Source organism: Hydrogenophaga sp. LT287, assembly GCF_055702805.1.
Genome location: NZ_JBVPZC010000013.1, coordinates 21667 through 33778, shown reverse-complemented (window position 1 = coordinate 33778; position 12112 = coordinate 21667). Strand labels below are relative to the sequence as shown.

The 12112-nt window shown below is 65.4% G+C and carries 8 protein-coding genes; 5 read left to right on the top strand and 3 right to left on the bottom strand.

Features of this window, described 5'->3' with window-relative positions:
* Positions 1-3: 3 nt before the first annotated feature.
* Positions 4-2361: a nitric oxide reductase activation protein NorD gene (locus AC0GNR_RS11470; RefSeq protein WP_472901090.1), complete on the top strand. Its 2358-nt coding sequence runs from the start codon at positions 4-6 to the stop codon at positions 2359-2361.
* Positions 2362-2380: 19 nt separating this feature from the next.
* Positions 2381-2692 carry a hypothetical protein gene (locus tag AC0GNR_RS11465; protein WP_472901089.1) on the top strand — a complete coding sequence of 104 codons (312 nt, stop codon included), beginning with the start codon at positions 2381-2383 and terminating at the stop codon, positions 2690-2692.
* 34 nt (positions 2693-2726) lie between these two features.
* Here AC0GNR_RS11465 and AC0GNR_RS11460 read toward each other — a convergent pair whose 3' ends face one another.
* On the bottom strand, positions 2727-5579 hold the full coding sequence (locus AC0GNR_RS11460; RefSeq protein ID WP_472901088.1) for an ATP-binding protein: 2853 nt from the start codon (positions 5577-5579) through the stop codon (positions 2727-2729).
* Between the two features lie 127 nt (positions 5580-5706).
* Here AC0GNR_RS11460 and AC0GNR_RS11455 point away from each other — a divergent pair, with 127 nt between their 5' ends.
* The gene (locus AC0GNR_RS11455) at positions 5707-6810 is read left to right on the top strand and encodes an ABC transporter substrate-binding protein (protein WP_472901087.1); all 1104 of its coding nucleotides are present in this window, start codon (positions 5707-5709) and stop codon (positions 6808-6810) included.
* Between the two features lie 8 nt (positions 6811-6818).
* Here the strand turns inward: AC0GNR_RS11455 and AC0GNR_RS11450 are convergent, their stop codons facing one another.
* On the bottom strand, positions 6819-7913 hold the full coding sequence (locus AC0GNR_RS11450) for an ornithine cyclodeaminase (protein ID WP_472901086.1): 1095 nt from the start codon (positions 7911-7913) through the stop codon (positions 6819-6821).
* A 141-nt stretch (positions 7914-8054) separates the two neighbouring features.
* Between AC0GNR_RS11450 and AC0GNR_RS11445 the strand changes: the two genes are divergently transcribed.
* Both AC0GNR_RS11445 and AC0GNR_RS11440 read left to right on the top strand, forming a co-directional pair.
* Positions 8055-8474: an Lrp/AsnC family transcriptional regulator gene (locus AC0GNR_RS11445; protein WP_472901085.1), complete on the top strand. Its 420-nt coding sequence runs from the start codon at positions 8055-8057 to the stop codon at positions 8472-8474.
* Positions 8475-8549: 75 nt separating this feature from the next.
* The gene (locus AC0GNR_RS11440) at positions 8550-10979 is read left to right on the top strand and encodes a penicillin acylase family protein (RefSeq protein ID WP_472901084.1); all 2430 of its coding nucleotides are present in this window, start codon (positions 8550-8552) and stop codon (positions 10977-10979) included.
* Between the two features lie 245 nt (positions 10980-11224).
* Here the strand turns inward: AC0GNR_RS11440 and AC0GNR_RS11435 are convergent, their stop codons facing one another.
* A complete protein-coding gene (locus AC0GNR_RS11435) occupies positions 11225-12025 on the bottom strand; it encodes a hypothetical protein (RefSeq protein WP_472901083.1) in 801 nt (266 codons plus the stop codon).
* Positions 12026-12112 lie beyond the last annotated feature (87 nt).

Sequence of the window (12112 nt, the reverse complement as noted above, 5' to 3'; positions counted from 1 at the left end):
GCCATGAGCGTCCACCTCCACGACCACGCCGAGTGGACCGAGCAACTGGATGCGGCCTCGCGCGAACTGCTGGCGCACCGCTGGCCGGACGCCACCAAGGTGTTCTCGGCGCGAGGGCTGGACAACTACGTCAAGGGTGCCGCCGCGCTGCGCGGACTGGGTCGCGGTCACGAGCTGGTCAACGCCTGGATCGACGGTGCGCCGCAGGTAGCCCAGGAAATCGGCGAAGACGTGGTCGGTGAACTCGCCACCACCGCGCTCATGCTCGCGTCCAAGACGTCGGGGGCGGTGATCGAGCTGGTGCTGGCCACCGCGCCCACCGCCGCGCGCCGCCTGGCCGATGGCGCGCTGTTCATGCAGTACCTGCAGTTCCTCAACACCCTGGTGGCGCAGGCGCCGCGCGGCCTGCGGCCCATGCTGGGCCAGCTCGACGCGCTGTTCGGTCAGCTCACGCTCGGCGGCCTGCGGCGCTGGGCCACCTGGGGCGCGCAGGCGCACCGCACGAACTACGAAGAGCAGATCGCCTATTTTGGCCTGCAGTCCAAAGAGTCGCTGGCGATGCTGCAGAAGGAGCGCAAAGGCACGTTGCTGGTGGACGTGCAGCGGCGCATCAACATGTACCTGCGTGCGCTCTGGGGCCGCGACTTTTTCATGCGGCCCACGGCCGGCGACTACGAGAGCCGCGAAGGCTACCGCCCCTTCATCGAAGACTACTTCATCCACCTGCCCGACGCCTTCGACGCGGTGGAGGGCAACGCCGGCACGGTGCACGCCACGCAGCTCTACCGCGCCGCCGCCGCGCACGCCGCGGCGCACGTGGTGTTCACCCGCCAGCCGATCTCGGCCGAGACGCTGAACCCCTGGCAGATGGCCGTGATCGGCCTGGTGGAGGACGCACGCGTGGAGTCGTTGACGCTGGCGCGCTTTGCCGGCATGCGCCCGCTCTGGGCACAGCTGCACACCGTGCAGGCCACACAAGACAAGACGGCCGGTGACTGGCTCAACCGCCTCGCGCGTGCGCTGCTGGATCCGGCGTACGAAGACACCCACCCCTGGATCGCCCAGGGCCGCACGCTGCTGGCCGAGGCGCTGCCCCGCATGCAGGCCGATCCGCACGAAAACACCGTGTCGTGGGAACTGGGCGTGCATCTGGCGCACAGCTACCGCGAACTGACGCCGGGCCCGGCCTACCAGCCGCGCACCGATCTGCAGACGGCCGCCTACCGCGACGACAACCGCTACTTCTGGGCCTTTGACGGGTTTGACTTCGAGCGCAGCATCGCCGCTGGCTACGAGCCGCCGCAGCAGGTGCGCAAGCAGGTCAACCTGATGGAGTTCGTCAACGAGCTGGAGGTGGAGGGCGCGGGCGACGACGCACAGGAAATCTGGGTGCTGGGCACCGAGCTGTTTCCCTACGAAGACCTGGGCGTGTCGTTCAATCAGAGCGAAGGCCGCGAGCCGGTTCTGCCGCCGGTGCACTACGGCGAGTGGGACCACATGATCCAGCTCGAACGCCCGGCCTGGGCCACGGTGCAGGAGCGCCGCCCCAAGGCTGGCGACGCGGCGGTGATCGACGCGATCCTGGCCGAACACCGGCGCCTGACCGGCCGCATGAAGTACATCTTGGACGCCATGCAGCCGCAGGGCGTGCAGCGCATCCGCAAACTGGAAGACGGTGACGAGATTGATCTGAATGCCGCGCTGGCCTCGGTGATCGACCAGCGCATGGGCCGCCAGCCCGACCCGCGCATCATGATGCGCAGCGTGCGCAAGACGCGCGACATCTCGGTGCTGGTGCTGCTTGACCTGTCCCAGTCGACGAACGACAAGGTGACCGGGCAGGAGCACACGGTGCTGGAACTCACGCGCTCCGCCTGCGCGCTGCTGGCCGACGCGATCCAGAAGGTGGGCGACCCGTTCGCCATCCACGGCTTCTGCTCCGACGGCCGGCACGACGTGAACTACTGGCGCTTCAAGGACTTTGACCAGCCCTACGACGACCTGGCCAAGGCGCGCCTGGCCGGCATGGAAGGGCAGCTGTCCACCCGCATGGGCGCGGCCATCCGCCACGCCGCGGCCGCGCTCAAGGCGCAGCGCAGCAGCAAGAAACTGCTGCTCGTCATCACCGACGGCGAACCGGCCGACGTGGACGTGCGCGACCCGCAGTACCTGCGGCACGACACCAAGAAGGCGGTGGAAGAAGCGGGGCGAAACGGCGTGATGACCTACTGCATGAGCCTGGACCCGCGCGCCGACCAGTATGTGCGCCGCATCTTTGGCGAGCGGCATTACATGGTGGTGGACAAGGTGGAACGCCTGCCCGAGAAACTGCCGGTGCTTTATGCTGGCCTCACCCGATAACCTGAAAGCACCCCTTGCCATGATTCACACCCGCACCCACAGCTACGCTGGCATGGACCACGAAGAAAACCACGGCATGACCATGACCGGACGCATCATCCGAGACGCCTGGGTGTTTGGCGTGCTGCCCGAGGGCGATGGCTTTGCCGGCAAAAGCGCAGGCGACATGCAAAACCTGTTCGAGGCCGTGCACCAGGCCTGGGAGCCTTACGGCCAGTTGCCCAGCCGCCTGCCGCCCGAACTGGCCGAGCGCCATGCCCGCATCCACGCCGGCGCCGTGCAACGCGCCAAGGCCGCCGGCTGGAGCGCCGAGCTGGGCGACGACGACTGAAGAGGCTGAGCGTGGCTTTGGGCGCGGCAGCCGCTCACGCGGTTGCTGGCTCCGTGTCTTCGCTGTGTGCTGTGGCGCTGTTCCACACAGGGAGCCACAGGGTGATGGTGGTGCCCTGGCCGTGGGCGCTGCGCACATCGATCTGCCCGCCGTGCAGTTCCACAATTTCTTTCACGATGCTCATGCCCAGCCCCGTGCCGGGGATCTGGCCTGAGGTATCGGCCCTGTAAAAGCGCTCAAACAAGCGCGCCACCTGCTCGGGTGTCATGCCCAGGCCCTGGTCGCTGATCTCAACGCCGGCGCGCTGGCCTGCTTCGTCCCACAGGCACCGCACCTGCACCTCGCCCCCTTCGGGCGAGTATTTGTAGGCGTTGGACACCACGTTGAGCAACGCCTGTTGCAGCTTGTCGCTGTCGGCGCGCACCTGCAGCGGGTGGTGGCCCGCGTCCAGGCTGGGCGCGGTTCGGCCGGTGGGCGGGTTGTAGTCGCCCAGCACCTGTTTCACCAGCGCCTGCAGCGGCAGCGTGGCCAGCACAAAGTCTTTGCCCTGGCGGGCTTCAATGCGGGCCAGGTCCAGCAGCTCGTCGATGATGGTGGACATGCGGGTGGCCTGGCGCGATATGGTTTCCAGCAGATCGCGGCGCTGTTCTTCGCTGAATTTGCGCGCCAGCAGCAGCTCGGAAAACCCGTAAATGCTCGCCATGGGTGTGCGCAATTCGTGGGCGGCGGTGGACAAAAACTCGCTCTTCATGCGGTCTACTTCGGTTTCGTGCGTCACGTCGCGGAAATACAGCACCAGCGACACATTGGCCGACTCGGAAACCCGCACATCCAGCTCCAGCATGCGGTTGCCTGCGGCGGTGAGTTCCAGCAACTGGTGCCGCTGCGCCTTCGGTGCGTGTTTGGCGGGTTCGTCTTCCTGGCGCTGCTGGGCCTGGCGCAGCGAAGCAATGTCGGGGAAGTCTTCTGCGCTGCGGCACAGCCCGCCCATGCGGGCCGCAAAGGCCGCCTCACTCAGACCCACCACGTCCTGCACGGACAGGCCCGTCATGCGCAAAAACGCTTCGTTGGCAAAGTTCACCTGTCGCCGGTGGTTGAACGACACGAAGCCGTCCGGGCTCAGGGCAAAGATGGTGTTGAGCTGTTCCGAGCGGTCAAACAGTTCCTGCGTGCGCTGCCCCACCAGAATCTCCAGGTCGCGGCGGTACTGTTCCAGTTCGGCTTCCACCACCTTGCGTTCTGAAATGTCGCGTTGCAGCATGAACACAAAGGTTTTGTCACCCCATGTGGCCAGGCTGATCGACACCTCGGCGTCGTAGGTGCTGCCGTCTTTGCGGCGGTGCACGGTTTGCAAAAACTCGCCGGCGGGCCCCATCGTCTGGATGATGGCGCGCACCTCGGCCGCGCTGTAGTGGGCGTCCCAGTCGCTCACATGCAGGCCTTGCATTTCTTCGCCGCTGTAGCCCAGCATGGCCGCGCTCTTGGGGTTGGCTTCAAACACCGTGCCGTCGGCGTTGAGAATCACCACGCCGTCGCGCTCGTGTTCAAACAACGCGCGCCGGCGCGAAGCTTCGTCCGCAATCGTCTGCTGCGCCTGGTGCTGCGCGGCGTCCTGGGTGGCAATGGTGTCGAGCAACACGTTGAAGTGCCGCGCCAGCTGTTCCAGCTCGTCCTGGTGCACCGACGATGCCACGCGGTGGTGCCGGTTACCGCGGCGCACCGCCGACATGGTCTGCCCAATGTGGGCCAGCCGCTGCGTGAGCTGCTGGCCCGCAAACAGGAAGGCCAGCGAAATGGCCAGCATGGTGAGCGCGAGCAAAGCACCCACCATCCACATCAGCAGCTGGACGCTGTTTTGGTACGGCGCATACGGAAACGCCACGCCCAGCATGCCCACGCGCTGGCCATCGCCGTTAACGATCGGTTCGTAGGCCGCCAGGTGCTCGGCACCGTCTAGCACCAGGCGGCTGTGCCACGCCTGGCCTTGTTCCATCACCGCTGAAAACGCTGCGTCATTCACCGGTGTGCCCAGCACCCGGTGGCCCTGCTGGCGCTGGTGGCTCATGGCCACATGCACCCCGCCCAAGGCAATGGCGGTGATGCCCTCGGCATCGTCGGGCAGCGAGCCCACCGGGTAAATGATCTCCCGCATGTGCTCGATCAGCGAGTTGTTGCGGTTGAGCAGCACGCCGCCCAGCAAGATCGCGTCGGGCGTGTCCACACCCAGCGGGAAGTGCGCCGCCGCGTTGATCAGCAGCCCACGGGTTTCAGACTCCGCCGCTTTGCCGCCCTGCAGCGCCAGGGGCACCCGGGCCACCTCGGGAAAAGCCGCCGAAAAGGTGGCCAGCGTTTGCGCATCAAATACCTCATACGCCGCGTTGGCCACGCCAATGGCGGCCTGCCGGATCACAAACGAGTCGGGCAACCGGGCGCCTTCAGCGACCGGTGTGTTGGCCCCCAGTACGCGCCCGTCCGCCATGGCCAGCAGCAGGTAGTCCAGGCCACTGCTCTCGGCGGCGGCGGCCAGGGCGCGCTGACGGATTTCCTGGGGAGTGTCGGGGGCCAGCAGGTCGCGCATGCGCTCAGATCGGGCGAGCTGGGTCACCCGCACCCCGGTTTCCAGCCTCACCTGGCTCAGGTAGTTGCGGCTCGCCGCCAGGTGGCTGCGCAGGTTGGACTCCAGCAGCGCCTGGGCCCGCTGGCCACCCAGCACCACCAGCGCTGCAATCACCAGCGGAAACGCCACCAGCAGCGGCATGAGGCCGAGCGCGAGCAGCCGAAAGCGCAGAGACCCAGTCCAGCGCCGGCGCCATTGGCTCGCCAGAGAGCGGCTGTACAGCGTTTCAGTTTCTTCCGGAAAGGTCGATATCGGATCGTGGTCAGACATGGCGCTCTAGGCGGTTGCACCGCGCGCTTTCAGGCGCTGAAGGGCTTTTGTGGTGGCTGCTCAGCAGACCCGTTCTCGGGTGCTCTTTCGACGAATGGGATTTCATCCCTTGTTTATCGGTACAAATATGAAAAAATTGCCTCTTTTTTTGCTTCTGGCAGGTTCTTTGTTGTTGGGCGCTTGCAGCCCACCGCCGCCCATCAAAATCGGGTTCATTGGCGGCCTGACCGATCGCAACTCGGACAACGGCCAGTCCGGCCTGAATGGCGTGATCTTGGCGGTGGAACAGTTCAACCGCGCGGGCGGTGTGGACGGGCGGCTGGTCGAGCTGCTGCCCAAAGACGATGCCCAGGACAAGGCTGTGGCAGCCAAGTCGTCTGAAGAGCTGGTGGCAGCGCAGGTGGAAGCGGTGGTCGGGCCGTTCACCAGCAGCATGGCCCAGGTGATCGTGCCCATCACCGGCGCTGCGGGCATTTTTCAGGTCAGCCCCACCATCACCTCGATGGACTTCTACGGCAAAGACGACAACCTGTTTCGCATCAACCGCACCACCCGTGACAACGCCCGCGACTACGCGCAAGTGATGGTGGGCATGGGCCAGAAGCGTGTGGCCGTGGCCTATGACACGCGCAACAAAAACTTCACCGAATCCTGGCTCACCGAATTCCGGACCGCGGCAAACGCCCTGGGCGCCGAGCTGGCCGCAGAGGTGCCCTATGCCTCAGGCATCGACACCGACTTTGACGTCGTGGTGCGAAACATGCTGGTCGTCAATCCCGACAGCCTGTTCTTCATTTCGGGTGCGCTGGACGTGGCCCGCTTTGCCCAGCAGTCCCGCAAACTCGCGCCCACGCTGCCCATTGGCGCGGCTGAATGGGCTTCGACCGAGCAGCTCATCGAGCTGGGTGGCCCGGTGGTGGAAGGCCTGCTGATCGTGCAAAACTACGACCGCGATGACACCTCAGAGCGTTTCAAAGCGTTCAGCGAAGCCTATTTCAAGCGCTTCCAGCGCAACCCGGGTTACAGCTCGGTGTCGGCCTACGACGCGGCCACCGTGGTGCTGCAGGCGCTGAAAAACCGCCAGAAGGGCGAAACCGTGAAATCTGCTGCGCTGCGCAGCAGCCCTTTCACCGGCCTGCAGCAAGAAATGGTTTTTGACGCCAACGGCGACACCCAGCGCAAGGTGTTTTTCACCGAAATTCGCGACGGCCGTTACCAAAAAATCCAGTAAGCGTTGCCTCAGGCCGCGAGGCGCCTCGCGTGCGCGGCCAAGGCCACCGGCGCGGTAGCGCCCAGCAGGCCAAACAAATTCTTCGGGTCTGCCAGCTGCGGAATCAGCGCCATGCGCTCGCCCATGCCCAGGCGGGTGGCGCTGTCCATCATGAAGCGCAGGGCTGAAAAATCTTCCAGCGCGAAGCCCACCGAGTCAAACACCGTCACTTGGGCAGCGTGGTCGCGCCCGGGCTTTTCACCGCGCAACACCTGCCAGAGTTCGGTCACGGCAAAGTCTGCGGGCTTGTGCTGTATTTCGCCTTCCACGCGCGACTGCGGCTCGTATTCCACAAACACCTTGGCTGCGTCCAATATGGCGCCGTGCAGCTCGGTCTTGCCCGGGCAATCGCCGCCCACGGCATTCAGGTGCATGCCGGGCTCCAACATTTCGGGTGTCAAGATCAGGGCCATCGCCTTGTCGGCGGTCACGGTGGTCACGATGTCAGCCCCGCGCACGGCTTCGGCCGTGCTTGGGCACACGGTAATGCGCAGCCCGCTGCCTTGCAGGTTGGCCACCAGCTTGGCGCTGGCGGCAGGGTCCACGTCAAACACCCGCAGGGTGGTGATGCCCACCAGGTGCTGAAAAGCCAGCGCCTGAAACTCGCTTTGCGCGCCGTTGCCAATCAGCGCCATCACGCGGCTTTCAGGCCGGGCCAGGGTTTTGGCGGCCAGGGCCGACATGGCGGCGGTGCGCAGCGCGGTGGTGAGCGTGAGCTCGCTCAGGAAGAGCGGTGCGCCGGTGTCCACGTCGGCCAGCACACCGAAGGCCATCACGGTGGAAAGCCCCAAGCGCGTGTTGCCCGGGTGCCCGTTCACATATTTGAAGCTGTAGCGGTGGTCGTCCGCCACGGGCATGAGCTCGATGACGCCGTCTTTGGAATGGGCCGCCACGCGGGCGCTTTTGTCGAAGTCGGCCCAGCGCAGAAAGTCGGCGCGTATGTGCTCGGCCATGTGTTGCAGGCAGTGCGGCAGGCCCAGCCGGCGCACCAGCTCGGCGGCTTCGGGCGCGCTCAGGTACAGGGTGCCAGTGTCTTTGAATCGGGTCAGTGCGGTGTTGTTCATGGTCGTCTCTTGGGGGGCTGGCGTGGGTTCGCCAAACTGTGCAAGCAGTTTGCCGGGGTGGCGCGGCAATGAAAATCGCCAAAAAGGTATTGAAATGACAGAAAATCAAGCATTTCGGCAACCTTGGATGGCGTTTTGACCATGGACCAGCTCGATCAGCAACTCATTGCCCTGCTGCGGCAAGACGCCCGGCTCTCGGTGGCCGACCTCGCGCACAAGCTCAAGGTGTCGCGCGGCACCGTCACCAACCGGCTGCGCAAGCTGGAAGACACGCAGGTGATCGTGGGCTACACCGTGCGCCTGCGGCCCGAAGCACAGCCCGAACGTATACGCGCCTGGATGGGTGTGCAGGTCGAAGGCAACCAGACCCGCCTGGTGATTGCCAGCCTGCTGGGCGAGCCCGGTGTGGCCGCCCTGCACGACACCAACGGCCGCTGGGACCTGCTGGCCGAGCTGGAGGTGGGCAGCATGAAAGAACTGTCGGACGTGCTGGAGCGCGTGCGGCTGATCAGCGGCATTCGCGGCACCGAAACCAGCATCCACCTGGCCAGCTACCGCTGAAAATGGCTGCCCCGTGACACCGCCCACCCAGGCCCACGGGTACCATTTGCCTTCACAACACAACGAGGAGACGCCGTGGTCCGAACCCTGAAATGGCTGGTGGTGGCTGTGCTGGTGCTGGCCTTGCTGGCTGCGCTGGCCGCCTACGGTTTGCTGCGCGCTTCCGGCCGCGCGCAGGTGGGCGGCGAGTTGAAGCTCAGCGGCCTGACCGCACCGGTGAAGGTGCTGCGCGACGGCCACGGCGTGCCCTACATCTTTGCGGCCAACACGCCCGACCTGTTTCGCGCCCAGGGTTTCGTCACCGCGCAGCACCGGCTGATGCAAATGGAGCTGTACCGCGCCACCTGGCGCGGCGAGCTGGCCGCCAGCTTTGGTGAAGCCGCGCTGCCCAGCGACATCCGCATGCGCGTGCTGGGCATTGCCCGCAACGGCGAACGCCACGCCCAGCGCATTTCGCCCGAAACCCGCGCGTTTTTGCAGCCCTATGTGGACGGCGTGAACGCCTATGTGCAAGACCACACCGCCGACCATCCGGTCGAGCTGCGCATTGCTGGGCTGGTGCCCAGGCCCTGGGGTGTGGCCGACCTGGTCACGCTGGTGCATTTTGTGCACTACACCCATGCCACCAACTTCAAAACCGAGGTGGTGGCGCAGAAGCTGATCGACCAGCTGGGCGAAGACCGCGCCCGCGAACTGTTTCCGCTGCTGAGCAACCCCGACTGGCCCGCCACCAGCCTGCAGCGCCAGACCGCAGCGCCAAAGCCTGCCGCCGAGCAGACCGCAGCGCTCGGCCTGGATTGGGACCACCTGCTGGTGCGCCCCGACACCCTGAACCACCAAGGCCTGGGCTCCAACAACTGGGCCGTGGGCCCGTCGCGCAGCGCCTCGGGCCAGGCCATGCTGGCCAACGACCCGCACCTGGACAACCGCATCTTGCCCGGCATGTGGCACCCCGTGGGCCTGTTCGCGCCCGGCATACAGGCCGTGGGCGCAGCGCTGCCCGGCGTGCCCGGCATCCTGGTGGGCCGCACGCAGCATGTGGCCTTTGGCGTGACCAACGCCTACGGCGACGTGCAAGACCTCTACATTGAAACGCGGGACCCGGCCAACCCCCAGCACTACCTGGACGGTGGGCGCAGCGTGCCCTTTGGCACCGTGAGCGAGGTCATTCGCGTGAAAGACAGCGCAGCCCCCGGCGGCGTGCGTGAGCACACACTCACCGTTCGCAGCACCCGGCGCGGCCCCGTCATCAGCGACCACCCCGGCCTGGGCCCCAAGGGCGACAAGCTCCTGGTGCTGCGCTCTACCGACGCCGAAGTGCTGGGCCCGGTCATCGGCGTGGAAGGCTTCTTGACCGCGCCCAACGCCGCCGCCTTTGACGCCGAGGTGCAAAAAATCGACCTCATGATGTTCAACTTCGTGTTTGCCGACGCGCAAGGCGCCATAGGACACCGCGCCAGCGGCGCCGTGCCCCTGCGCGCCGGGGCCGACGGCAGCGCGCCCCGCCTGCCGCCGGCCGACGGCGGCGACGACTGGATTGGCTTCATCCCCAAAGACCGCATGCCCGGCCAGCTGAACCCCGCACGCGCCTGGGTGGGCACCGCCAACCACGACACCCGCCCCGAAGGCTTCCCTTGGTATTACACCAACTACGTGGCGCCCGACTACCGCTACCAGCGCATGGGCCAGGTGCTGGGCAGCGCCACCCAAATGCGGGTGGACGACCACTGGGCCCTGATGCGCGACGACCGCAACCTGCAAAGCGACGTGTTGCGCCCGCTGCTGGTGGCCGCCCTGCAAAACGACCCCGCCCACGCCGACCTGGCCGCGCTGCTCGCTGCCTGGGACGGCGTGGACCGCGCCACCGACGCCGCCCCGCTGGTGTACCAGGCGCTCTACCGCGAAGTGGCGCTGGGCACCTTTGTGGACGAACTCGGCGCCGACACCGCGGGCGACATGATGTCCAGCTGGTATTTTTGGCAACAGCGCTTTGCCGCCCTGGTGGCCACGCCCAAGGCGAAATGGTTTGACGACGTGAGCACCCCCGACCGGCAGGAAACCTTGGCCGACGTGATCCGCAGCGCCGCCCCCCGCGCCCGCGCCACGCTGGAAGCGCAGCAAGGCAAAGACGTGTCGCAATGGCAATGGGGCCGCTCGCATCGGCTCGCCTTTGTGAGCCCGCTGCGCCGCAAAGGCGCCGGCCAAGAGCTGGTGGGCGGCTTTGCGTTCGACAAATCGGGCAGCGGCGAAACCCTGAACCGCGGCGTGTACGACTTCATGGCCCCGTTCGACACCAAGTTCTTCGCGTCCATGCAGCTGGTGGTGGACTTCGGCGACCCCGACAAAATAGAAGCCGTGCTCGCCGGCGGCGTGAGCGAACGCCACTTCCAACCCCACCAAAACGACCAGGCCCGCCTGTGGGCAGCGGGCCAGCGCACCGCGTGGTGGTTCAACCCCGTGCAGGTGGAGGCAAACGCGGTGGCGCGGGCTGTGTTGGTGCCTTGAGTTTTAGTCGTGGCGCGGTTTGAGCCGTTGTGCTCCGGGCGGGAGCAAGCAGTTTTTTGCCAGCAGGAAGCCGCTTTCGGCCATCAGCTGACCTTGCCCGGCGCCAGCCGGGTACCCGATAAAGGCTGGGTGCAGCCGGTGACTTGGCACTCTTGAATGTCGGACGCCGCGTTCACCTGTCTTTCGAGCACAGAAGGGTCGAACGACTGGAGCCGCGGAATCAGCGGTCGGCCAAGAGCTGGCACTTAACTTTGCGGGTCCGTGCCACTGTCTTCTTCAATGTTGGAGCTGGCTAGGCTAGGCGGGGATTCCTCGACGTAGACGTTCACGTGCCGGCCGTTCTCCTGCACACCGCTCGCAAGCGTGACGATTTTTCCGTCGTAGGGCGCTGAGGCAGTCTGCAATTTCACGACCTCGGTCATGGTTTTGATCCCAACCGCGATGCGCCGGACCACTATGCGCTCCCCTTTGTCAGACTGGACAAACCATGTCCTCCCTTCCGGGGGAACAACATGCGTCCAGAAGTCCCCCGAGCCGAGCGGCGCATGGTCAAGCATTACAGTCCGCACTTCTTCGTCTGTTAAGAGCTGGTTCAGTACGCCCTGCATTGAACCAGCCACACGTCCAGCTTCATCGAACCAGACCGCCAGTTCCGGGCTATTCATTGGAACAACGTCGCTATTTGCGGTTACGACCAAGACCTCAGGCTGGAATGCAGGGGTAACGAGTCGAATCTTGGAACCTACAGAGGCGCGAGCGAACTTGGCCCAATCAGCATCTTTCACATCACGTGCCGAAACAGTATCGATGTTGAGGAAACTCGCCTTAGCAGCTGCAGGGGCGGTAAAGCCGCTGCGTGACCAGAGCACAAGCTTTGACGTGTCCAAGTTAGCGTGTTTTTGAGCCATCGACTCCACCCAAGGCGTATCGGCGGGCCGCTGGTGGTCCCGACACTCCACGCTAAGGACGATTTGATGCGTACCAACAGTCGCCGTGGCTGTCACATCCACCTCTCGCAGTTCGCCCGTTATCCGATCAACCAGCATCTTTGACTCTTCGACCTTCCACCCCTTACTTAACCGAGCGTGGATGTGAACCGCGAGTCTTTGGAATTGGTTGGTCCGTTGAGGCAT